Here is a 24611-nt window from a genome sequence, read left to right as displayed (position 1 = left end):
AAACGAGCATTAAATATTGTTACACATCCTTTTTAAAAGATAGTGCCCCGATATATCAACATTTTAAGGTTATTTTCAGATTTATTGAACCTTTTCCACAGGAACAAATTTTATCATTATTCTTCGATCATTCATATAAATAATTAAACTATATGCAGTATAGCGATTTTTTTCATTCCTTTATTCCGATTCTCTAAAACGAGGAGAGGTTATGATTGATCATTATTAATCAAAAATTAGAAGATTTCAGCCAAATGGATCTGGGGACTTTATCCAATGAAGCATCTACAATCCTTCAATTAATGGGGAAATACAGTACGGTTTATGAGTATGAAACAAAGGAGCAACTTGAATTTGAACTTGCGATTAGACTTCAAATCATTCAAGCGGCTAAACGGTTGTATAAAAGCGGTGTCCATTTTGCCACTTTTAGTACATCTAAATGCAACGAAAAATATTGGACGCTTACCGAAAAAGGCGCCTTTGCCCTCAAAACTAATGTTTTGCCCCAAACTGCGATTGAAGACATCTTCCGTAACGGCAGAAAGTATGCTTTTGAATGTGCTACAGCCATGGTGATCGTCTTTTATAAAGCAGTTTTGGAAATCATTGATAAAGAACAGTTTAATCTCCTTTTTTCAAATCTTTATCTATACGATTGGCAATATGACCAAGATCTTGATCTCCGCAGTCATAAAGGAACGGATTTTTTACCCGGAGATTGCGTTTATTTTATCAATCCTGATCATGATCCTAATACTCCGGAATGGCAAGGAGAAAATGCGATCGTATTGGATGAACGTCTCTATTATGCACATGGAATCGGGATTACAACCAGGCAAAGAATCATTGATATATTAAATACTAAAAGAAAGCAAAATCCCAATCAATCCGCTTTTTTAACCAATCAAATCACTCGCCTGAATTTTCGGTCTTTACTTCCTTACAAACCAAAAGTAAATCGTGATCATCACCACGTGCACCAGCATTCCAGCCTTTTTTCCGATGATGTAAATTATTTTGTGTAAGCAAATTTTTCTACTAGAAAAAAAGAAAAAGGCAGGGTATTCTCAGATTTGCGACCAAACAAAACTGAAAGGAGATACCCTACCTTATGAGTAATAGTATACTCAACTCAGATTTCGCAAATCAACTGGAAAATATGATAAAAGATTTTGTTCAAGAAAAGCTTGAATTCATCATGAGAGAAGAAATCAAAAATTTCCTCCAAGTGGAACAGGAACACGTTCAAAACTCAAGAAATGGTTATTATCACCGTACTCTTGATACAAAGTACGGGAAAATAGAAGCTCTTACGGTTCCAAGAGATCGCAACGGGGATTTCCAGACTCAACTGTTTGAGCCTTATCAACGTCAAGACGGCTGGCTGGAACAGGCGATTATTAAAATGTATCAAAGTGGGATGAGCACTCGAGAAATTGGGAAGTTTATCGAAAGAATTCTTGGTTCAACCTACTCTCCTACCACGATTAGTCATATTACAGATGCCGCGTTGGAGGATATTCAAAAATGGCAACAACGTCCATTAAACAAACGGTATTCTGTGTTGTATCTTGATGGGTTTTATATAAAAGTTCGTCGTGATACGTATGCCAAAGAAGTCATTTACGTTGTTCTTGGTGTCAATGAAGAAGGTTATCGTGAAATTCTTGGCTTTTACGTTGGAGGTCAAGAAAGCGCGCATGGCTGGCAAGAGATTCTCCAAGACCTTTATACACGCGGTGCTCATGAAGTCTTACTTGGTGTTTTTGATGGACTCCCAGGTCTTGAAGAAGCCTTTAAAGCCGTCTATCCGAAAGCCGATGTTCAACGATGTGTGGTCCACAAAGTAAGAAATACGTTAAACAAGGTAAGGAAAAAAGACCAATTTGAAGTGGCTGAAGACCTAAAGCTGATCTATCGTTCGATGACAAGAGACGCAGCCATTCAAGCCTTTCATGAGTTTAAAGACAAGTGGTCTAAAAAGTATCCTAGAGAAGTCCAATCTTGGGAACAGGATTTAGATGTCCTCCTAACATTCATGAAATATCCGACCAGTATTCGTAGTGTCATCTACACGACCAATGCGATTGAACGAACGATTAAAGATATACGTAAACGACTCAAAACGATGAACAGCTTAACCAGTATTGAAGCAGCAGAAAAAATCACGTTCTTAACGGTACAGGACTTGAATGAAAAATGGTCCACTAGAAAACTTAAAGGGTTTTCTACGGCATACAAGGCACTTCAAGATATGTTTGAAGAAAGATACTGAAAGACCAAATTTTGTTCATGAAGAACAGAGTCTAGGGAGACTAAGTTGTCTTATATGAGACTGAATATTCAGTCTCATATAAGACAACTAAACACCTCCTCCAAGATTAAAAAAACGTATCTGAGAATACTCTCTTACACAAAATTCTTGACGGTACCTTTTTTCCAATCTAATCATTTCTAAAATAGGTTCGAAAACTTATCTTTTATAATTTTTTATTACAACTGTCCAAAACTCTTCATTGTTCATTTCGGAAAGAAGTTGGGTTCCCGGCAAAAATTTTGAATGGATGGCAAGCGGTCGATCAAACTCATGACTTTGGATGAGATGTGAACATTGATTTAAATGGAAAAGAATCAGGTTGACCTCATTTTGTTACGTTTAGATGATCTCTTCAGAGTGGTTTGGTTGATGCTAAACGGCGAAAGAATCGTTTTTCATTCAGGTTATAATCCTTTTCATTGAAAAAAGGGGTGACTATAACGAAGTCACCCCCTGATTCATCCTCATTATAGTTTGACTACATGTTCTGCCTGAGGTCCACGATTTCCTTGAACCACTTCAAACTCCACTTGTTGTCCTTCTTCCAACGTCTTATATCCTTCTCCTTGAATGGCGCTGTAATGAACAAATACATCGGATCCACTATCAGATTCGATAAATCCGTATCCTTTTTCAGCATTAAACCATTTAACAGTGCCTCGTTCCATATTAAAACCTCCAACATATAAATTCATTCTTTATTTAGTTTCTCCAAAAAAAGAAAAAACATTCACTTATCCATAAAATATTCTTTTTCTGCCAAAAAAAGGCCCTACATCGATTACGGAACAAACGGAATCGTCGCAATCAATGTAGGACCGCAAATGAACCGTGCTCTCCACGGCTCCTATTGAAACGGATTAATGATTCATTTTATCCAATCGAGTCGTTCTATATTGTTTCACATCGCTCGGTTCTGCCCCGCATCCCCAAACTTTGATCGTTCTTTCAATTTTTACATCAGCTTCATAAGTTCCTTGCTGTTGGCCGTCTGGTGAATGATAATCAATTCGTACCCGAGCCGTATTCTCGCTTTTTTCAACGATCTTCGACTGTTTCATCATTTCTATCCAATCCCAGCCCATTTTCAAAAAGGCTTCCCGCTCTGCTGCTTGTTCAAATGGAGAAATAACTCCCCAGCCTCGGTAAGAACCGGCTAGATCAGAAAATGCACCCTTCCGGAACAATAGAGCATCCAGTTGATTTGGATTCAAATGGCCCCAGTAGCGTCCTTCCGGCAAGTCAAGCATAGTCGGCGCATAGCGATGGCCTCCCAAATGACTGGAACGCCATACGCGTAAACAAGAATCAGGATTTAATGAAAGACGTTCCTGAATTTCCTTATACAGTTCGTAGCCAAACTTTCCACAGCACCGATCGCGGCTGCCTTGTGTACATAAAAACAGCTCTCTGATATGGGATGAAGGCTGCAAGTACTCATCAAATTTCTCTAAAGAAGCGGTATTGGCTAAAAAACCTCGCACCAACTCGTGAACTTTTTGACTCGGAAGCAAATATTCCCGTTTTTCATAATGAGCCAAAAAAGAGTCCGGTCGTTCAAACAAAAAGACGCGCGAATACCCATCAGGAGAAGGGAGAGTATCCGAATGAAACGCTAAAAACCGGAAACTTTTTTCTTGCTCTTCCGCCTCTTTTAATACTTCCAACAATTTTTCATTCATTTTTGGGGACTGTTCTACTTTTTTTGTCCATGGAAATGGCGTTTCCACCAAAATATAGCGCTGATGAACCGGAGCTGAACCGATTGGATCAATTCCATTGGTCTTGGCTACGATGGAACAATAGTCATGTAGATCTGCTTCTTTCGGGCTTGTTTTTGTTTCTAACATACTTTGCATCGTCTCCTTGCTTTTCAACTTAATGACCTTTTTCTTCATACACTTGAATATTCTTTCTTCCTATCATTAGTTTAATGATAGGGAGATGTAACTTGCAAATGTATGGGCCCATTTTTCTTAATGATCTGTGAGAATCTTAATTATGAACAATCTTCATGTTCACAAAACAAAAACACCGTCACGTACGAACGGTGTAAAAACAAAGTCATATCAAGAAACCCTAACTATTCATTCCGGACAAAAAAAGCTCTACTTACTACCACTTAACCTGAATTCTAATTAGGAAATAATGCCTTGCAGTTTTTTAAACTTTATTGTGATCTTTGGTCCGAAATGGTTGCATGATTATTTTCGGCACTTAAGGCAGCCAAATCATCGTATGGTGGTCCTGTTGTAGTTCCAGCTAGCAAGACAATATCAAACTCATTTGCCGGGATTCCCCATGAATTACCATTAAATGTCGTGAATGCCCGATCCACTAAAAAACCACCTTTTGTATTATAAACCACGTTATTATTCATAGCACCCGTTACATTTGGATTGATATAAATACCTGTCCGCAACGAATAAAACGTATTATTTTCAACTATTAAATTCGTTACATTAACCTGAGGCACTACTGCCCGATTCACTACCCAGTCAGACATTGGCAATGCTTGTGGAGGACCGAATATTGTGTTATTCATCAACCTTGTATTCGTTCCGGCAACTTGGATGAATTCTTTCTGGTAAGGAGTATCACTCGTTATGGTTAAACCATCAATCGTCGTATTATTCGATAAAATTAACAATGGAATAAGATCGGCCTGCAATACAAGCAATGTTCCTGGCTCGCCTTTTAAAGTAATCCCTTCCTTATTGACGGCAATTTGAGTGGTGATAGGGTATGTTCCACTTAATACATGGACCGTTCCTCCCGGATTTACGGCTGCAATCCCTTCCACAATGCTACCAAATGGATTCGCTCTGCTTCCATTTCCATCTACTGAGCCTGCAAGAACAAATATATTGTTCGGATCTACGATTTGATCTATTGCATGATTAAGAGCTTCTTGTACACTTGCCACGGTAGGATATCCTGAAACGGGTCGATTCGTTAATACGGTTCCGGCTGCTTGATCTTTTTGTGCCTCTGTTAGGCTGTTGTATGCTGTAAGATCAAGCCCCAATTGTGGATTTTCAAGAGCAGCCCGCATCTCAGCCACTGTTAGAGCATTATTTACTGCATCTAGACTGCTGTTGCCTCCAGATAAGACGTAATCGGTTAGTTCCTTTGTGATTGTAATCACATCATTAGTATTAAGAAGATTATCAAGCTCACTTCCAACTACGGTTACAAATTGAATTTTGCTATAAAGATCTCCTGCAAAAATAGTAAACAAAGAAATTCCGTTCAGGAAAGAGTTTTGAGCGTTTCCAAAGGCAACGACCTCTGTTTCTCCCGGATCAAGGACAAAAGAAACCGTCCCATCTTGACTTAGCGGGTCATTTCCTTCACGAATAAAAAGAGTAACTTGTAAAGTGGCCGGGCTCGTGTTTACAAATGTTTTTGTACCTGCCATCTTATTTCCCTCCTTTCTTGCTTAATTGATCAAATATATTATTCATAAATTAGATAAAAATACCAACTGCTTATTAAGAAAGACAGATCACTGTCTTCAGTTCATCATATGTACAAGCTGGTCAAAAGAGTGAAACTAAAATAGCCCTTTTTAAAAAAAGGGCGCAACGGATTCTATTGGGATTTTTCAAAAAATCCAGTTTTAAAAAGAACACATTAAAAAAAGGGGGGCTACTATATTCTTCTTTATATCCATTCCAAAATACCGGTTAAATCTTCATATATTGCATCCGGATGTAAATCCAACTCTTCTATCGGCAACTTGTTCCGATTTATCCATGCAGTATGAAAGCCAAAGTTTTTTGCACCGGAGATATCCCATCCATTTGAGGAAATGAACAATACTTCTTTTCGTGAAACTTTTAGCGTATGTAATGTATGATCATAGGCGGCTGGAGTTGGTTTATATTGTTTTACTTCATCAACGCTGACGACATCATCAAAAAGTTCGCCAAATAGAGAATGATCGATCAATGGATCTAGCATATCATGCGACCCATTTGAAAACACAGCCAGAGTCTTGTTCCGTAATTGAAGCAAAACTTCATGGACTTCGGGAAAAGGAGTAAGATGCAAATAAGCTTCCATTAAAAATTCCTCAATTTCAGACGGTATGCTCCGTTCATTTTCTTTCAAGGCATAGCGGAGAGCATCTTTTGTTATTTCCCAAAAAGAACGGTATGTTCCCATGAGTTGACGCAAAAACGAGTATTCGACTTGCTTTTTCCGCCAAGTCTGACTAATAGACTCACCTTTTCCAGGATATAAAGTTTCCACTGCTTCTTTCACAGAATGTACATCAAAAAGAGTACCATATACATCAAATATAAATGCTCTTACGGATTTAGACATTTTTCTCCCCCCTTTAAGAATAATAAACTTAATATTCTAAAATTTAAAATGATTTTTTAAATTTTATGGTAAAAAAGCAGCCGGATCCATTAAAAAACCCTCTGCGGAAGTTCCGCAGAGAGCGAAATATTAGCGATTGTCGATTTTTTCAGGATATAAATCGTGATTCATTAATCGATATTCAGCCATTTTTTCATATTTTGTACCGGGACGTCCGTAATTGACATACGGGTCGATCGAGATTCCGCCCCGTGGAGTGAATTTTCCCCAAACCTCAATATAGCGTGGATCCATGACATCGATTAAATCGTTCATAATAATATTCACGCAATCCTCATGAAAGTCTCCGTGATTGCGAAAACTAAATAAATAGAGCTTCAACGATTTGCTTTCGACCATTTTTTTGTCGGGAATATAGCTAATATATATTGTAGCAAAATCCGGCTGGCCCGTTTTTGGACACAAGCTTGTGAATTCCGGGCAATTGAATTTTACAAAATAATCGCGGTTCGGATGTTTGTTGTCAAATACTTCGAGAACCTCTGGTGCGTAGTCGAATACATATTTTGTTCCTTGATTGCCTAACAACGTGACTCCTTGCAATTCTTCCTCATTTCTTCCTGCCATTTCGGCTTCCTCCTTTTCTACTTTTTTTGTTTAAACCCCTCGTTTATTTCCCCATAAAAGAGTATGGAGCTGCGGCAGTGCCCGAACATCATTCATTTCAGCCGATGCAGAAATTTTTTCTACAAGCCATTTCATTTTTGTTAATAAATGCTTAATCAACTGATCATCATCGGCCGTAGCTGGATCGTCATTTCCTACTTGGACAAAAAAAGGAACAGAGGGGTAGCGTTGATGGACGGAGACAGCATAATCAAAATCACGATCATCAAATATTACCACTTTTAAACTAAAAGTTTGGTGGTTTTTCGCTTGAAGCTTTTTCACGATGTCATCCAGCACGAAAAAATTGGTTTTCATCCCTGAACTAGGAGGCTTCGGTGAAATCGTTAAATCATCGATTTGCCAAAACCAATCTTGCCAGCGGCTCCCTTGCGTTTCAAGACCTATACGGATTCCTTCCTCTTTCAGCAAATCAATGAATTCTGAAAGGCCAGAGATGAGCGCCGGGTTGCCTCCGGAAATCGTCACATGACTGAAACAATCACCGCCCAGTTGTTTGAGTTCCTTCCATATTTCCTCCGCCGTCATTTGTCGAATGTCTGCTTTTGCCGATCCGTCCCACGTAAAAGCAGAATCGCACCAACTGCATGAATAGTCGCAGCCGGCCGTTCGGACAAACATTGTTTTTTGACCGATTACGCTGCCTTCTCCTTGAATGGTCGGGCCGAATATTTCTAATACAGGCACCTTCTTAGCCATATTACTTCCCTCTCTTCGGCCGATAAACTACATAACTGGTCGGTGTTTCGCGCAAGAACACCTGCAAGCATTTTGGCTTGTTCGGCAATGTGTCCAAATAAGCTTGTATCATTTCGTATATTTTTCGTGCCACTACTTCGGTGGAAGGAAAGTTTTCAGGCTGTTTTTCACTGAACATTTGGTGATCATTCAAAAGTGTATGGTCAAATGGATACGAAACAATTTTTTTCAACGCTTGAAAGTTCACCAAAAATCCGGAATCATCCAACTCGTCACCTGCAACCGTTATATTGACAAAATACGTATGGCCATGTACATTACGGCACTGTCCTGCATCTGGATGAGGAATGAAATGGGCAGCTGCAAATTGCAGATCTTTGTTTAATTCGTACGTATAATCATGCTGCACTTGCGGATAAATTTGTTGTAGCATTACTTACTACCTCCGTTCTTTTTAGATAAATATTCGTTCAATCCCCGCTTGCGAAGTTTACAGGCCGGACAATGACCGCAACCGTCGGCCATAATACCGTTATAGCAAGTCAATGTATTTTCACGCACATAATCAAGCGCTCCTAACTGATCAGCGAGCTCCCAAGTCTGAGCTTTATTCAGCCACATCAGCGGGGTATGAATGACAAATTCGTAGTCCATTGCTAAGTTAAGCGTCACATTTAAGGATTTGATAAAAACGTCCCGGCAATCAGGATAGCCGGAAAAATCCGTTTCACAAACCCCTGTGATAATATGGCGAGCCCCCGATTGCTTTGCCAGCACCGCAGCAAACGATAGAAATAACAAATTTCGGCCGTCCACAAAAGTGGTTGGGAGTTCCCCCTCTTTTTGTTCAATCTCAATCTCTTTACGAGTCAGTGCATTAGGAGCGAGCTGATTTAATAAAGACATATCCAGCACTGTGTGCTTCACTCCAAGATCGTCAGCAATCGTTTTTGCCACTTCTATCTCTTTTCGGTGACGTTGTCCGTAATCAAAAGTCACCGCTTGAACTTCTTGAAAATTTTTCAAAGCCCAAAATAAGCATGTTGTGCTATCTTGTCCTCCGCTGAATACCACAACCGCTTTTTCCTCATTCAACATGATCTTCACCTTTTCTTATATAAATTGGTTGTTTAGGGTTCACGAATTCCAATATAATCGCCGGCATAATAAAAAGAGATTGCGCAATGGAAAGACGCAATCTCCCACTATTATCAGCAGAGAAACAAACTGCTGACCTGCCGTTCCTAAAAAAAAGCAAATCAATAAAAAGCACCTTTCCATTTCGTACGAACTAAAGGGAAACGTGCTTTGACAGACATGCAGAACGGCAGCCCGGACATTGTTTCCTGGCCGGATGTCTCTCCTTAGTTTTTTATAGAGGGAGTTCGCGAACCTCTCCCGCGCGTTATGCACGGATTTCTTATGGAGTTGTTCAAATGATCATTCATCATTCTGATTGTTTACTATAGCACATTTTTATAGATTCGACTACTATCAGGATCCATCCATTCATTTGTCTTATTTTTCCATTCACAAGGAAAACACACCGTTCAACAAGACGAACGGTGTGAAAAATCGTAAATTCAACTTCTATTTAGAACAGTTCCAGGTCTGTTATTCCTGATTTTCAATCGCTTCAATCACTTTTTCAGCCGTGCTTTTGCTGGATTGTGGATTTTGTCCTGTTACCAAATTTCCGTCGCGGACAGAGAAATCGGACCACTTTTCACCCGAAACAAAGTTCGCCCCTTTTTCACGCAGCTTGGATTCCAGTAAAAATGGCATATGTCTGTCCAGCTGCGTTTCCCTTTCTTCCTCATTCGTAAAAGCGGCTACTTTTTTCCCTTTCACTAATGGAGTACCGTCTTTATAGGTGACGTTGACAAGCCCCGCCGGACCATGGCAAACAGCGCCAATGACTCTTCCATCTTCGGCGAATTGCTGCAATACATATTGCAACGTTTCATTATCCGGAAAATCAAACATGGTGCCATGCCCTCCAGGGAGGAACACTGCATCAAATCCAGCGGCATCTTCTTTGCTTAATTTCGCTGTGTTTTTTAATTCTTTTTCCGCTTCAACCCAATCCGGATTTTTTTCTTTTATGCTATTTGGATCAAGAGGAACTTCTCCGCCGTTAATGCTCGTTACTTTGACATCATATCCTTTTTCCTTAAAGGTCAAATAAGGCACCGCAAACTCTTCCAGCCAAAGTCCCGTCTTGTGATCATCCGTAATCGTTGTATGGTTCGTCACAACCATGAGAATACGTTTATTGTTCGCCATTTGATGTACCTCCTTTAATTGAGTCTCATGACGTTTTCGAATTTACTATAATGATTCTTTCCCGATAAAACAAAAGATATGCTTCGGTTTGATGAACCTTAAAATCGTTATTAAAGGTCCAATCCATATTCTATGACCTTCAAACTGCCTTGCTGATATTCCCTTTTTTGAAATGCAGAGAGCCACCTCTTATTACACTTTCGAATAGCCATCCAAATTCATGGACACTTTGCTTTAAATGCCAAATGCCAGCCAGTTAATCGATTTATCTGCTTTTTACGAGAAGCTGCACCGCTTCTTTAATGACCTCAGAACGCGCTTGATCTTCTCCCTCTTCCATTTGTTCACGAATGCATTTTTCTAAGTTTGTCGCCACTATTAGTGCAATCGCCCGATCCAAAGCACTTCTTGCTGCACTTAATTGGGTAATTACTTCTTTACAATCTTCCTCTTGGTCCAGCATACGAAGTACTCCGCGAACTTGTCCTTCGATTCGCTTTAAGCGGTTTTTAATATCTTTACTATACTCCATTACCGGCTATCCCCTTTATCCTTTTTTGATCACACGAACAGTTCGATAATGAATAACTTTTAACTTTAAACCCTTTTCTAGCTAAAAACCGCAGACCTAGATTCAATTCCAGTGGATCTTGCGCAATCAAATGAATGTTGTTTTTGGGAATATCTTTATAAAAACGTTTTAAGTATGCATATGGAATATTCAAAGATGTATGACCGTCCGTTTTCATGACTTCATTATAGTCCCTGATATCCAAGAACGTAATTTGGCCATCTTGGCGCTGTTTCCTTTGATCTATACACGGAATGCCTTTAACCGGATAGTAACGTTTATAAAGTTCTTTTAAGCAAATAAAAATGATGAATAATATCAGCAATCCAACCATAAGCATCTCCCATATCTCGTATATTCTATACTCACAATGGATAGTATACCCTATGGGGTGTTTAGTCAAGTAGATTGATTTATTATGAAGCATGAGGCTTTTGCCGCATCTTACATCGTATTTTCTTGTAATTGCTGAACATTCAATAAGAATGAACGTCTATTGGATGCTCAAAACCATTTTCATCCTATCTCTACTACATGTAACTGCTACAATATATAATACTTTTAAGAGGTGAATGGTATGTGTGGACGATTTACACTAACGGCTTCCATTGCAGAAATTGCTGAACGTTTTAGCGCTGAATATTCATTTAAGGATGAAGATTATTCCTCAAGCTACAATATAGCCCCTTCCCAATCGGTTCTAGCCGTCATCAATGATGGTCAAACCAACCGAATGGGCTTTTTAAGATGGGGATTAATTCCGCCTTGGGCAAAAGATGTGTCCATTGGCCATAAATTAGTGAATGCCAGAGCTGAGACTCTTACTGAAAAACCTAGTTATCGGCATGCATTTCAAAAAAAACGCTGCCTTATTGTAGCCGACTCCTTTTACGAATGGAAACGAGTGAACAATCAAAAGATTCCGATGAGAATTTTATTAAAATCCCACGAGTTATTTTCGATGGCTGGATTATGGGAACAATGGAAATCGCCGAATGGCGACTCGATATTTTCTTGCACCATCATTACAACCAAACCTAATCCTCTCATGGCGTCTATTCATGACAGAATGCCAGTGATATTAAAACCGCAGGATGAACCGTTATGGTTGGACCCAACTATTAGCGACCCTCAAAAATTAAAGAATTTATTAAAGCCTTATGATGAGCAATGCATGGAAGCGTACGAAGTTTCTCAATTGGTCAATTCACCGAAAAATAACTCGCCCGATCTAATTCAGCCCATTGACTAGGAAGTTTTAAGGCTTTCTTTTTTTCTTTTTTTCTTTTCCCCTTTTTCATCACGATTATAGAGAAGATTTCAATAAACGAATCCTTTTCTGAATTCGATCACGTGAAATGTCCTAATGGTTTTTCACAAAATTATTTGACACAAGTATAAAATTCTGATTTTTGATTCAAAATATGGACAAAGGAGCATTCCTGTAATGAGGAAATTTGAGGTTTGATAAAAAAAAGTCCCCTTGGTATAGTACAGGGTGTCAATGCGCGTTGACCCCGAATTTCAATAAACCAAGGAGGACTCAAAATGAATTATACACAAAATCAAAAAATCTCTCAAATTACACCATCAACTCTCATTGTAGGTATTGATGTAGCTAAAGAAAAGCACGTTGCCCGTTTTCAAGATGACCGAGGCTTAGAATTTGGCAAGAGATTGATCTTTGAAAATCGTATACACGGCTTTCAAACCTTATTAGATTGGGTTAATCATATTCAAAAAGAAAATCATAAGGACCACGTGATTTTTGGAATGGAGCCAACAGGTCATTATTGGCTAAATCTTGCTTACTTTCTTAAGGCAAAAGGATATGATGTAGTGCTAGTGAATCCCATGCACGTCAAAAAAAGTAAAGAGCTTGATGACAATTCGCCTACAAAAAACGATACAAAAGATGCTCGTGTCATTGCACAGTTAATGAAAGATGGGCGATACTCCGTACCGAACCTATTAGAGGGCGTATACGCTGAACTAAGGGAAGGCGTCAAATTACGAGATCAGCTCATCAAACAGCTTATGATCATTGAAGGGCGGATTGAAAACGTCATTCAGCGCTTTTTCCCAGAGTTTTTCGATGTGTTTGGAGATTGGAAAGGTAAAGCAGCCTTTTATACCTTGCGCATGTTTCCATTTCCCTCTCATATTCAAAAGTTGTCACCAGAAGAAGTGCTGCAAAAATGGAAACCGTATGTACAGCGTGGGGTTGGGCTGAAACGAGCAACCCGACTCGTAGAAGTAGCGAAAAAGAGCGTTGGGATTGAGACAGGAATCCAGTTCGCAAAAAGAGAATTGGATTGCCTATTGGATCAATATGAGCTTTACAAGAAACAGTTAGCACAACTAGATGAAGAACTAGAAGGTGTTGTTGAAAGCATACCAGGTGCGAAACAAATGACCAATATCCCGGGACTTAGTTACACTACCATTGCTTTGTTCTTTGCGGAAGTAGGAGATTTAACCAAGTACAATCATCCGCAACAATTAGTCAATCTGGCAGGGCTTTCTTTAAGAGAACACAGTTCAGGAAAGTATAAAGGGCAAACACGCATAACCAAAAGGGGTCGAAGACGTTTACGAAAAGCATTATACCTGGCCATTCGACCATTGGTTGCCCATAATCCTGTATTTAAAGCCTTGCATCATTACTATACCAATCGGCCAGACAGGCCGTTAAAAAAACAACAGTCTCTGATTGCCTTGTGTTGTAAATTATTACGTGTGTTATTTGCCATTGGTAAGAAACAGTGTGAGTTTGATGGATTAAAGCTATTAAAGGGATTACCTCAAATAAAAGCATTACAGGCTGCATAAAAGCTTTCAAACGACTTGTTATTCTGACAAACACCAATAGTGCAGAGTTGGAGTATATTTTCACCATTCGGGCATTAGACCCTGTAAAGGAGCATATCCAACCTCCACCTCATGGGTACGCAGGACGAAGGAATGTGTGGATCTTAAAATCCAGTGATACATGGGAGGGTGAGCGACCATGAGAAGTGTGGAGACTTCTTGCACGGTCATACATGATATTACAGATATTGTAAATCTGTATTATAGGATGCACCTTACCATGTAAATATATTGAATAAATACAAGAAATTTACACTCATTTGAGGTGAAGAAGCTATTATGTGTTAGCGAAATTTAAAGAAAACGCGAGAATTTTGAAGAAAATTAAAGTTTATAGAGGGAGGCTTTCTTTTTTTCTTTTTTTCTTTTCCCCTTTTTCATCACGATTATAGAGAAGATTTCAATAAACGAATCCTTTTCTGAATTCGATCACGTGAAATGTCCTAATGGTTTTTCACAAAATTATTTGACACAAGTATAAAATTCTGATTTTTGATTCAAAATATGGACAAAGGAGGATTGAATGATGAAATACGCTGGCATTTTACTTATAAAATTTATTGCTTGCCTAATCGCATTTGCAGTAGGTCTCGATCTATTTTTTGATGCTACCTATTTGGATATTTTTTCTTTCAGCTTACTGACGACGATTATGTCTTTTTTAATAGGAGATCGGTTGATTCTTCCCTATTTTGGAAATACGTCTGCATCAATAGTTGATTTTCTTCTTGCCTATACGAGCGTTTGGATTTTTGGCAGTATTCTTCTTAATAACTATATGCAGATTGCTTGGGGAAGCATTATTTCAGCCGTTATCATCACAATAGCAGAAGCGTTTATTCATCAATTTATTCTGAATCGTTTTCCGGACGTTCAAACGAACAGGCGGACAAAAATGGGAGTCAATCAAAAACTAGCATATAACGCCGAGTTTTCGGAAGATCATGATTTTAACGATAAAAAAGAATAAATTGGTCATTTGATTAGATCCCCTTATAGGCAATGGAAATGAAAGAAACGAATGATACCTAAATGACTATAAGGGGTTTTTGTATGGACTTTAAAACCTATTTCCCATTCGCCCTTTTTTTTGCAAGAAAACGCCGATTCATCCTGTTTCTATAAAAAATGGTTTCATCCAAAAATAAAAAAAATCAGTGTGTGAAAAAGTTCACAAATTATTCATTTATATTGTGAATAAATTCACATTTAGTGTTGTATAATGAACTTGTAAATCGCTGCAGCCATTCCTTTTCTTTCTAAATTATCAACGTTTTATGAAGAACCGTACCCTTTCACGTGTGTCTTTGGCTGCAGCATCTTTTAAATGAATGTTGGCATAACATTTACTGCTAACAGGAAATTATGTTCTAACAGTACATAAATTTGTAGACTTACCCTATGTAAACCATTTTTTACATATGGGTTTGGTTAGATTCTCACACATTTCACATCAACCAGAAATGACGAAAGGAGTTTCTTATCATGAAAAAAGAAAAAGTAAATCGTGTTGTTATCGTTGGAACTGGTGCAGTAGGTTGCAGCTATGCTTACTCCCTAATCAATCAAGGTGTAGCTGAAGAAATAGTATTGATAGATGTCAACAAAGCAAAAGCGGAAGGCGAAGCCATGGACCTCAATCACGGAATACCGTTCGCCCCTTCTCCCGCTAAAATTTGGAACGGAGATTATGAAGATTGTAGACAAGCTGATTTAGTCGTCATAACAGCCGGATTAGCGCAAAAACCGGGAGAAACCCGTCTGCAATTAGTAGAAAAAAACACTAAGATTTTTAAAGAGATAATTCGAAATATTATGAACAGCGGATTTGACGGAATTTTCCTAGTAGCTACAAATCCGGTCGACATTCTTACTTATGTGACCTGGAAAGAATCAGGACTTCCTAAAGAACGTGTCATCGGTTCCGGCACTGTACTCGACTCAGCCCGGCTGCGCTTTCAACTTGGAGAACGTTTAAAGGTCGATCCAAGAAATGTTCACGCAGTTGTTATTGGTGAACACGGCGATACAGAACTTCCGGTTTGGAGCCATGCTACTATTGGTATTGAACCACTCGATTCCTTTATCAAAAAGGGTGAAATCACTAGAGCAGATCTGGATGAGATCTTTGTAAACGTACGGGATGCTGCATACCATATCATCGAAAGAAAAGGAGCCACCTATTACGGAATCGGAATGTCTCTTGTCCGCATCACTAAAGCGATCCTTCAGAATGAAAACAGCATTCTGACTGTATCCGTTCTGCTTGAAGGAGAATACGGTCAAGAAGATCTTTACATCGGTGCACCCGCCGTCGTTAACCGAAATGGGGTTCGTGAAATCATCGAAATGAAATTAAATGAAGAAGAAAAAGAAAAATTCAACCACTCAGCCGCTGTTTTGAAAGAAACGATGAATAAAGTACTTTCTTAAACGACCATACAAAGGGAGCGTTTTAAGTTAAATGCTTATTCCGCTCCCTTTATATATGCCCTGTCTTTTGGCGAGCTGCAGAAGTTTATTTCCAGTTTCGTTCTATCATAAACCATGATTCTGAGAAGACAAAACCATGCAAAAACTCATTTGAGAGGGCAAGGGGTATTCAAACTCGATTTAATCAAAACGATCGTTATTATTCGAATTTTAGTTGCATTTCCGCATCGTTTTTCTGGACGCCGAAATGGTTCCATGTATGAAGAAATAATATGTTGATTGAATAAATGAAACCGGCATTTTTTGACATTATATAGATTCTACTTTAGTTTTTTCTATGTTCACTATAATTTTAAAATTTTAAAAATTAAAAACTTCTTTTTGAACTGTCAATAATCCCCTTGAAAATGCACATTTTTTACACTTATTTGATCTTGCATATTCCCCACCCTGCATTTAAAATTTAATTTGAAACGACTATTTATTATTTTTAGAATTTTATTTCGTCGTTGCGAGGGATTTTGACGTCGATTTTTGTATGTTTTTTAAAATCGATTCACTAATACGCTCGAAAAGTATAAACGAAAAAAAGACCGGACAACATAAGAACGCTTAAAATCTTTTATTCATCAAACCTGCGTAGGTTCAGGGAGGAATTTCATTGTCTTTTATCATTAACATCATTGGAATTATCGTTGTTTTTGCTATTGCCTATTTATGCTCTATCAATCGTAAAGGCATAGATTTTGTCTCTATCCTTTTGATGTTTGTTATTCAATTGGTTATTACTTGGTTTATGTTAACCACTAAAATAGGTGGACAATTCATCCAAATCGTTTCAAAGTTTTTCTTATGGCTTATCCATTGCTCTATGTCCGGTATCAATTTCGTCTTTGGTGACCTAGTATCTTTAAATGGTACACCGTCCTTTTTCATGAGCGTATTAATGCCGATTATTTTTATTGTTGCCTTCTTCGATATCTTAACTTATTTCGGCATCCTTCCAGCTTTAATCAACGGCATCGGTTTTGTGCTTTCTAAATTGACGCGTGCTCCCCGCTTTGAAAGTTTTTTCGCTACTCAAGTCATGTTTTTAGGAAACAATGAAGCGTTGGCGGTAACGAGACAACAACTGAACAAAATGGATGATAAACGGCTGCTGACCGCCTGTATGGTAGGAATGTCTTGTGTCAGCGTTGGAGTTCTCGGCGGATATATGCAGCTCATCGATCCTAAATATGTATTAGTTGCCATTCCATTAAATGACGTTGGAGCATTAATCATTACATCATTCTTAAATCCATATAAAGTGTCGAAAGAAGAAGACGTCGTTTACAACCCTGCAAAATCCGGAGAGAGAAGAAACTTCTTCGATATGTTGGCAGACAGTATGCTGACTGGAGGAAAACTAGCTTTAATCATCGCCACCATGCTGATCGGATTTACAGCATTAATTACTGCCAGCGATAGCGTTTTAGGATTGATCCATAAAAACCTTTCACTGGAAAATATTTTTGCCGTACTTTTTTCGCCTTTTGCCTATTTAATGGGAGTTACACATTCCCAAGTATTTACCGTTTCTCAATTTATGGGTGAAAAATTAGCGACGAATGAATTTGTAGCAATGGGGAAACTACACCCTATACTGAATAAACTGAATCCACACACAGAGGCTGTCATCTCCACGTTTCTTGTTTCTTTTTGTAACTTTTCTACTGTAGGAATTATTTTGGGAAGCGTGAAATCATTATTCAATGAGGAGAAAACAAAACTAATCGCCAAAAATATTTGGCGTCTGCTCGTTTCAGGTATTTTGGTCTCCTTTTTAACTGCGATGGTGGTAGGGTTGTTTGTAAGATAAGCAAGAAGATGCTGTCGCTTTCTATTCATTGAGGTAAGAAAATCAATTCCGGTCCTAAGCAAAGTTGATGCTTAGGACTGTTTTATGGGTGAAACTGCTTCTTTCTTTTCTTCCTGAAATACCACTAATCTTTAGGCAAGGATTTGCATTCAAGCAATCAAATAACCCCAATATCTCGATCATATTCTTCAAAGCTTATACACAATGAATCCGCTTTTAAGTTTTTATAAAAAAAGCTCGGCACAATGTTCGAAGAACCAATGTTCCGAGCCTCTTTTTCGCATGAAAAAAGAAAAAGGTAAATATGGAATACCCTAGCTTTGGCCTTTAGACAAACCGCTTTTAAATACCCAAAGTCGGCTGCCCATAAAAGTAATGGCCATCCCACACAATGTTGCAAAAATCTTACTTACAGCCAACGGCCATTCAAACTTTTGCTTAAATAAAGAAAGTAAAAGAAGAGTAGTCGCATAGGCAGCCAAATTAATGGTTAGAAATCGAAGCAGCTCTTGAATATTAGCTTTTTCTTCTGCTTTAAAAGTCCAATTCCTGTTCCATATGTAGCTATTGATCATACCAGCAAGATAAGAACATCCTTGCGCCCATAAGTAATGGACATGTAAACCGGTGAGGACAAAAAAGACGATAAAATCAATAAGTGTATTTCCAACTCCTACCGTACAAAACTTCAGAAGCATTCCCATTTTTTCTTTTAGATGATCCCACATAAAGATACCTCCTTCGTCTTTTGACCGGAAGGCAAAAACCATAATCTTTCACGCCATTCGAATGCTGTCAGGATTTCACCAAAATTCGAGGAGGCCTGATTGGGAGCTGGACCTCCTCGCTTGATCAATTCTCGGAAGTTTTGGGAGCAGGAGATGAAAGTTTCGCTTCTTTTGTATATAAGTCCGTTTCGATCGCGTATCGAGGACGTTTTTTTACTTCTTTAAAGATTTTTCCAATATATTCTCCTATCAGTCCAATCCCCAATAATTGCAAACCTCCAATCAACCAAATGGAGAGCATGAGAGAAGTCCATCCTGATACGGTATGGTGCCGCCATTCTTGAATAAGAGCATATCCGCCAATCAAAATACTTAAAAGAATAGAAAGAAACCCTAATAACGTCACAAATCGAATGGGAGCTACACTAAACGATGTAATTCCATCAAAAGCGAAGGCCAGCATTTTTTTCAAAGGATATTTAGATTCCCCGGCGAAACGTTCCTTTCGATCATACATCACTTTAGTAGATGGGAAGCCGATTAACGGCACAATCCCTCTAAGGAAAAGGTTCACTTCTTTATATTTTAGTAATTCTTCCAAAGCTCTTTTACTCATAAGACGAAAATCTGCATGATTAAAAATAAGGTTAATGCCCATTTTGTTCATGAGCCGATAAAACGCGACAGCGGTTGTCCGTTTAAAAAACGTATCGGTATCTCGTTTATTTCGTACTCCATAAACAATGTCATAACCTTCCCAATATTTTTCTACAAACGTACGGATGGCACGAATATCATCTTGCAAATCCGCATCAATGGAAATCACGCAGTCGGCTTGTTTGCTGGCGGTTGCTAATCCCGCCAACAAGGCATTTTGGTGCCCGACATTTCGAGCAAGCTTTAAACCTTTTACATAAATATTTTGATTCGTTTCTGCTTCAATCAAATCCCAAGTACGGTCTCGACTGCCATCATCCACAAATAAAATATTGCTATCTTTTGAAATTAAATGTTCATCGATTAATTCTTTGATCACCTGTGTTAATTGTTTAGACGTTTCTTGAAAAACTTCTTCTTCGTTATAACAAGGAACGACGATGGTTAAAACTGGGTAATTCAAAGAAATTCCTCCTCAGAATTCTTTATTTTGCTTTGTATAAATAAATTCTCCACGCTGAATCCGGATCGTCGAAAGCCTTTAAAAAGTGAAGGCCGTCCTCCTCCGCATTCATAATAGGTACGGATGAAAATATATACTGTCCGCCCATTTTCTTAAATTGATCAATGTTCAATTGAAGATGATGAATTTTTTTCTTGCTATTTTTTCGGAAGTCGTAATGCTTTCCTAATTCACTTACAAAAATATAGCATCTGCCGCCCCATTGATCAAAGTATGTCTCCAACTGCTTATTTTTCTCCAGTTCTTTCGCAATGATTTTCCTAAATTGGTGCTTATACGACAAAGGATAAAAATTATTATAGGTATCCAATGTGTAAAACCCATTATACTGGGCAATGGCAGGGTGAAGCCCTATGCTCGCCACCCGATAAGAAGATTTTGGTTTTCCGATATATTTCGCTATTTCTTCAAACTGATGAGTGGCATAAAACTGTTTAAACGACGGCGAGTGATTGGCACGATAATAAATCTCTGGATTGGCTGCAAAAAGTATAAGAAGCTGCAGCACTAAACATACCTTCACAAATCTTTTCCATTGAACCCCTTTTTTCCAGAGAATATAAGCACCTACCGCGAACATCATGTAAATGATCATTGGCCGTAAAAAATGGAAACGAGCAAAATTAAACGTATTTAGCAATTGGTACCTTTCTTTTAATGGCTCCCATCCTTTGTAAAACCAGAAGGCATACCAGACTGATAATACGAAGTTAAGGATAAACAAACGAACATAGTTTCTTTCTTGATTCCATTGTTTCTTCTGAATAATGATCGCCATGACGATAAAAGAAAGCGGAACAATCACAAAAGTGTGCAGGGTCATTACGTGCGTATGCCCTAAGAAATAGTTCTTAAACACAAGACGAACAGAATGCCAAAATCCTAATTTAGAACTGACAAATTCATTCCGGCTCGTCGGTTCTGTCGGAAACACCAGCGAATAAACCAGCCGATATTCAATTGCCAAAAAAAGGAAAGTCATATACGCTATGCTGCCAAAAAACTTGAGATTCCAATCACGTTTGACCATCACATCGCGCAGCCAAAGGAGCCCCATGGCTACCAGAAAAAAGAAAAACCCTAAAACGAAGCTTGAATAGAAAGGAAGCAAAGTAATCGTCAACCATTCTTTCCAAGTCGCTTTTCGTTCTCTTATATTCAAAAATGCCCATAAAGCAAGCGGCTGTCCAAGCGTGCTTAACATGCCGGAAGGCCAAAAAGGAGTCAGCGCAAAAGCAAGCGACACTCCCACTCGAATTAGATAAGCATCGTCTGCTTTAACAAAGTGCTTTTTTAAAAGCAAATACATGCCTATAAAAGCGAATACCCGTGTGATCGTTTGGCTTAATGCGTAAGCTAACATTGGAGGAAACAAATGATGCAGCCATTCGATCCCACTAAACTCCGTACCGTATGCATTACGCGGCAACCCATTGATTACTTGTGGAATGGTAGCATTAATAGGTCCGAATAATTCCCCGCTTCGCTTTAACACCCTATACCAAGCAATGTTCGAGTCCATATTATCATGAACCCGAATATGTGAATTTTCCCCTAATACATACATAGGAAGGAGATATACTCCAATTAATGCAAAAGCAATAATAATCCATTTTTGTTCTTTCGTCCAATTCGAAGCTAATTTTGCCATCATTCCGTATACACGCACCCCATCTATTTGTTTTAAACCATTCTCTCTTCTTGTTTTATCAGTTGTTTCAATTTTTCTAGCATAGGCTCTCTTAATTCTTCATTTTTTAAAGCAAACTCAATAGTCGTCAAAATAAAGCCCAATTTTTCTCCGACATCATATCGTTTCCCTTCAAAGCAGTAGCCAAACACTTTTTGAGTCTTGCTCAATTTTTGAATGGCGTCGGTAAGCTGAATTTCTCCCCCTGCCCCTCTTTCTTGTTTTTCTAGGTAAGAAAAGATTTCTGGCGTCAGAATATAACGACCCATGATCGCTAAATTAGAAGGGGCTTGTCCTCTTTTCGGTTTTTCCACTAAATTTTTGATTTCATACAGTCGGCCATTCTGAGCCATCGGGTCAATCATTCCATAACGATGACTTTCTTCCAAAGGAACAGGCTGAACTCCAATGACGGATGCTCCCGTTTTTTCATATACATTCATTAGCTGCTTGATGCAAGGAGTTTCCGATTCCACAATATCATCCCCTAATAACACGGCAAAAGGCTCGTCTCCAATAAATTTACGAGCACACCAAACCGCATGGCCCAAACCCAACGGTTCTTTTTGACGAATGTAATGGATGTCAACCATGTTCGATGATTGCTGAACCTTTTCCAACAAATCCAGCTTTCCTGTGTCATAAAGGTTTTTTTCTAATTCAAATGCATGATCAAAATGGTCTTCTATCGCGCGTTTTCCTTTGCCGGTCACGATGATAATATCCTCAATCCCAGAATGAATGGCTTCTTCCACAATATATTGAATGGTAGGCTTATCAACAATGGGAAGCATTTCTTTTGGCATCGCTTTTGTTGCAGGCAAAAAACGTGTTCCCAACCCGGCAGCCGGGATGATCGCTTTTTTTACTGATTTCATGACGTTGCACTCTCCCTTGGATGAAAAATTGGTCTTTTTATCATTTTCACCATTCGTTCAACGGTAGAAAAACTCATATCTTCTAAAAATCCTATTTCTCAAGAAAAAAGAATTTAGCCTTTGTTTATTTTCGGGAAGAATCCATTATGAGTTTAAAAGTTAGGCGATCATGGATACAGTCCATTCACTCGTCCTCTCCATCGACCGTACGATCAAAATGAAATGTCATCATGATGATGACATTCTAAAAGACCTATCTATACCATTAAAAGTTCTGCCGGAATTTTTTATTTTCTATCCATTATTACAATATAGATAATTTCTCAAACCCATTCTTTGAAAATAATAGAATAGATCGCACGACTTCTCCAAGCTCCCGAAAGATCGGCATTGTAACCATTTCCCCCTTCATCCATTCCACGTTTTATTATAATCCCAGTTTCAAGACGAAAAAGCAGTAATCCCGGCAAAGGCTGAAAAGGAGATTGAAAAAGAGTCCTTATACAGGTTAATGAAAAAGCAGACTTTTGACAATAGAGAACGCCAGTGGAAGAATGAATCTAGAACATGCTCACTATTACATCTTATTCATAAAAAAACCTTTACGAATCCTCATTTTATGCTGAAATTCGTAAAGGTTTTACTCATTCATGATTTTATGACAGTGCATCTGATGGATGAACACAATTTTATTTTTTTAAGTTTTTCAATCTATCCAACAAAAGTATGAAAAAGGATAAAAAGATTTAGTAAAATGACTAGCGTTGCGACAATCCAGCTAATGACGGTTGTCATGCGATGATTCACAAGAATCCCCATAATTTTTCGCTTGCTTGTAAAAATAATGAGCGGAATTAAAGCGAAAGCAATGCCAAAAGATAAAACAACTTGGCTGACTACCAACGCTTTTGTAGGATTAATGCCGCTTATAATAATGGCCAACGGCGGCACCATTGTAATGAATCGCCGGACATAAATAGGTATTCTTTTGTTAATAAATCCTTGCATGACCACATCACCAGCCATCGTCCCGACGGAAGAGCTCGACAAGCCAGCAATTAACAAACCAAGACCAAAAAAAGCGGCAGCTGCAGTACCGGATAAATGATGGAAAAGGTAAAAGGCTTTGTCCAAATCTTCTACAACATAACCATTTTTATGGAATAAGGCCGCGGCTACAATCAACATGGCCATATTGATGGCACCCGATATTAACATCGCAAAAAGGATGTCCAAAAACTCAAATTGAAATATTTTCTTTTTCTCTAACTCGCCTTTTCCCACTATACGATTTTGAGTCAAAGAAGAATGAAGGTAAATAGCATGAGGCATGACCGTCGCCCCGAGAATGCCGGAAGCGAGCAGAATACTGTCTGCTCCTATAAACTTCGGCGTCAACAAGCCTTCGGCAACGGCTCCCACATCAGGTTTTGCCAGAACCGTTTGGACCGCAAACGATAAAACCACCATGGAAATCATGACGACAATCACGGTTTCCAATGAACGAAAACCACGGCGCTGACATTCCAAAATCACAAAAGATGCAATAGCGGTGATAAGAGCGGCAGGAACCATAGGCACCCCGAAAAGCAAGTGAAGCCCTAATGATGAACCAATAAACTCAGCCAAATCCGTTGCGATGATCACTAATTCACTTTGAATCCATAAAAAGACGGAAACAGGTTTTGAAAAATATCCCCTTGCTACCTCAGGCAAGTTACGGCCTGTTGCAATTCCTAATTTAGCGGATAAAGATTGAATCAGCACCGCCATTAAATTGGATGCCGCAATCACCCATAACAACGCATAGCCATATTTAGATCCCGCTGTGATATTGGTTGCAAAGTTGCCCGGATCCATATAGGCGACAGAAGCAATAAACGCCGGACCCAAGAAAGGAAAAATGCCTTTCCATCCTTTGATTTTGCCCTCTAAAACCGCCTGGGCTGTATAAATAATTTGTTTATTCTTATCATGATTGTTCATTACGAATGATCCTCTCATTTTTGCATAAACACCTAAAAGTAATACTTCTACAAAAAAGTTTACTTAAGGAAAAAATAATTGTTTTCATC

Annotated in this window: 23 protein-coding genes and 1 riboswitch; of the genes, 7 read left to right on the top strand and 16 right to left on the bottom strand. The window is 38.6% G+C overall.

Features of this window, described 5'->3' with window-relative positions:
* Positions 1-215: 215 nt before the first annotated feature.
* Positions 216-1028 (top strand): protein-glutamine gamma-glutamyltransferase, encoded by an 813-nt coding sequence (locus BSM4216_RS05400; protein WP_048623009.1) that lies wholly within the window; start codon positions 216-218, stop codon positions 1026-1028.
* Positions 1029-1114: 86 nt separating this feature from the next.
* Complete coding sequence (locus BSM4216_RS05395; RefSeq protein ID WP_048623008.1) at positions 1115-2278, top strand: IS256 family transposase; 1164 nt, start codon at positions 1115-1117, stop codon at positions 2276-2278.
* 509 nt (positions 2279-2787) lie between these two features.
* Here BSM4216_RS05395 and BSM4216_RS05390 read toward each other — a convergent pair.
* The 11 genes from BSM4216_RS05390 to BSM4216_RS05340 form a co-directional block, all read right to left on the bottom strand.
* Positions 2788-2988 (bottom strand): cold-shock protein, encoded by a 201-nt coding sequence (locus BSM4216_RS05390; protein ID WP_003355029.1) that lies wholly within the window; start codon positions 2986-2988, stop codon positions 2788-2790.
* Positions 2989-3180: 192 nt separating this feature from the next.
* The gene (locus tag BSM4216_RS05385; RefSeq protein ID WP_048623007.1) at positions 3181-4170 is read right to left on the bottom strand and encodes a ferredoxin family protein; all 990 of its coding nucleotides are present in this window, start codon (positions 4168-4170) and stop codon (positions 3181-3183) included.
* Between the two features lie 320 nt (positions 4171-4490).
* Positions 4491-5741: a right-handed parallel beta-helix repeat-containing protein gene (locus tag BSM4216_RS05380; RefSeq protein WP_156179222.1), complete on the bottom strand. Its 1251-nt coding sequence runs from the start codon at positions 5739-5741 to the stop codon at positions 4491-4493.
* A 245-nt stretch (positions 5742-5986) separates the two neighbouring features.
* Positions 5987-6652, bottom strand: coding sequence for a haloacid dehalogenase type II (locus BSM4216_RS05375; protein ID WP_048623006.1), 666 nt, complete (start codon positions 6650-6652; stop codon positions 5987-5989).
* 129 nt (positions 6653-6781) lie between these two features.
* Positions 6782-7279, bottom strand: coding sequence for a preQ(1) synthase (queF, locus tag BSM4216_RS05370; RefSeq protein WP_048623005.1), 498 nt, complete (start codon positions 7277-7279; stop codon positions 6782-6784).
* A 30-nt stretch (positions 7280-7309) separates the two neighbouring features.
* Positions 7310-8038, bottom strand: coding sequence for a 7-carboxy-7-deazaguanine synthase QueE (gene queE, locus BSM4216_RS05365; RefSeq protein WP_048623004.1), 729 nt, complete (start codon positions 8036-8038; stop codon positions 7310-7312).
* Between the two features lies 1 nt (position 8039).
* Positions 8040-8471, bottom strand: coding sequence for a 6-carboxytetrahydropterin synthase QueD (gene queD, locus BSM4216_RS05360; protein ID WP_048623003.1), 432 nt, complete (start codon positions 8469-8471; stop codon positions 8040-8042).
* Positions 8471-9133, bottom strand: a complete 663-nt coding sequence (gene queC / locus BSM4216_RS05355; RefSeq protein WP_371836618.1) for a 7-cyano-7-deazaguanine synthase QueC — start codon at positions 9131-9133, stop codon at positions 8471-8473. The genes queD and queC overlap by 1 nt, the downstream gene beginning before the upstream one ends.
* A 263-nt stretch (positions 9134-9396) precedes the next feature.
* Positions 9397-9440: riboswitch (PreQ1 riboswitch) on the bottom strand.
* A 212-nt stretch (positions 9441-9652) separates the two neighbouring features.
* Positions 9653-10324: a type 1 glutamine amidotransferase domain-containing protein gene (locus BSM4216_RS05350; RefSeq protein WP_041846895.1), complete on the bottom strand. Its 672-nt coding sequence runs from the start codon at positions 10322-10324 to the stop codon at positions 9653-9655.
* 265 nt (positions 10325-10589) lie between these two features.
* Complete coding sequence (locus tag BSM4216_RS05345; RefSeq protein ID WP_003354269.1) at positions 10590-10856, bottom strand: metal-sensitive transcriptional regulator; 267 nt, start codon at positions 10854-10856, stop codon at positions 10590-10592.
* The gene (locus BSM4216_RS05340; RefSeq protein WP_003354268.1) at positions 10846-11229 is read right to left on the bottom strand and encodes a rhodanese-like domain-containing protein; all 384 of its coding nucleotides are present in this window, start codon (positions 11227-11229) and stop codon (positions 10846-10848) included. The genes BSM4216_RS05345 and BSM4216_RS05340 overlap by 11 nt, the downstream gene beginning before the upstream one ends.
* A 243-nt stretch (positions 11230-11472) precedes the next feature.
* Between BSM4216_RS05340 and BSM4216_RS05335 the strand changes: the two genes are divergently transcribed.
* From BSM4216_RS05335 to BSM4216_RS05315, 5 genes are all read left to right on the top strand, one after another.
* Complete coding sequence (locus BSM4216_RS05335; protein WP_048623001.1) at positions 11473-12147, top strand: SOS response-associated peptidase; 675 nt, start codon at positions 11473-11475, stop codon at positions 12145-12147.
* 296 nt (positions 12148-12443) lie between these two features.
* On the top strand, positions 12444-13727 hold the full coding sequence (locus tag BSM4216_RS05330) for an IS110 family RNA-guided transposase (protein ID WP_048622726.1): 1284 nt from the start codon (positions 12444-12446) through the stop codon (positions 13725-13727).
* 565 nt (positions 13728-14292) lie between these two features.
* On the top strand, positions 14293-14736 hold the full coding sequence (locus BSM4216_RS05325) for a YndM family protein (RefSeq protein ID WP_048623000.1): 444 nt from the start codon (positions 14293-14295) through the stop codon (positions 14734-14736).
* Between the two features lie 515 nt (positions 14737-15251).
* Positions 15252-16199: an L-lactate dehydrogenase gene (locus BSM4216_RS05320; RefSeq protein ID WP_048622999.1), complete on the top strand. Its 948-nt coding sequence runs from the start codon at positions 15252-15254 to the stop codon at positions 16197-16199.
* Positions 16200-16860: 661 nt separating this feature from the next.
* Positions 16861-18060 (top strand): NupC/NupG family nucleoside CNT transporter, encoded by a 1200-nt coding sequence (locus tag BSM4216_RS05315; protein ID WP_048622998.1) that lies wholly within the window; start codon positions 16861-16863, stop codon positions 18058-18060.
* Positions 18061-18374: 314 nt separating this feature from the next.
* On the opposite strand, the gene BSM4216_RS05310 is transcribed toward BSM4216_RS05315, so the two are convergent.
* The 5 genes from BSM4216_RS05310 to BSM4216_RS05285 all read right to left on the bottom strand — a co-directional run bounded on the left by BSM4216_RS05310 (position 18375) and on the right by BSM4216_RS05285 (position 24522).
* Positions 18375-18788 (bottom strand): GtrA family protein, encoded by a 414-nt coding sequence (locus BSM4216_RS05310; protein ID WP_048622997.1) that lies wholly within the window; start codon positions 18786-18788, stop codon positions 18375-18377.
* Between the two features lie 124 nt (positions 18789-18912).
* A complete protein-coding gene (locus BSM4216_RS05305) occupies positions 18913-19908 on the bottom strand; it encodes a glycosyltransferase family 2 protein (protein ID WP_048622996.1) in 996 nt (331 codons plus the stop codon).
* Positions 19909-19930: 22 nt separating this feature from the next.
* On the bottom strand, positions 19931-21622 hold the full coding sequence (locus BSM4216_RS05300) for a DUF6044 family protein (RefSeq protein ID WP_048622995.1): 1692 nt from the start codon (positions 21620-21622) through the stop codon (positions 19931-19933).
* A 29-nt stretch (positions 21623-21651) separates the two neighbouring features.
* Positions 21652-22536, bottom strand: a complete 885-nt coding sequence (gene galU / locus BSM4216_RS05295; RefSeq protein WP_048622994.1) for a UTP--glucose-1-phosphate uridylyltransferase GalU — start codon at positions 22534-22536, stop codon at positions 21652-21654.
* Positions 22537-23247: 711 nt separating this feature from the next.
* Positions 23248-24522, bottom strand: coding sequence for an Nramp family divalent metal transporter (locus tag BSM4216_RS05285; protein WP_048624409.1), 1275 nt, complete (start codon positions 24520-24522; stop codon positions 23248-23250).
* Between the last annotated feature and the right edge of the window lie 89 nt (positions 24523-24611).

It is taken from the genome of Bacillus smithii, assembly GCF_001050115.1.
Classification (GTDB): Bacteria; Bacillota; Bacilli; order Bacillales; family DSM-4216; genus Bacillus_O; species Bacillus_O smithii.
The sequence above is the reverse complement of the archived record's forward strand: the minus strand, read 5'-3'. Positions and strand labels throughout refer to the sequence as shown.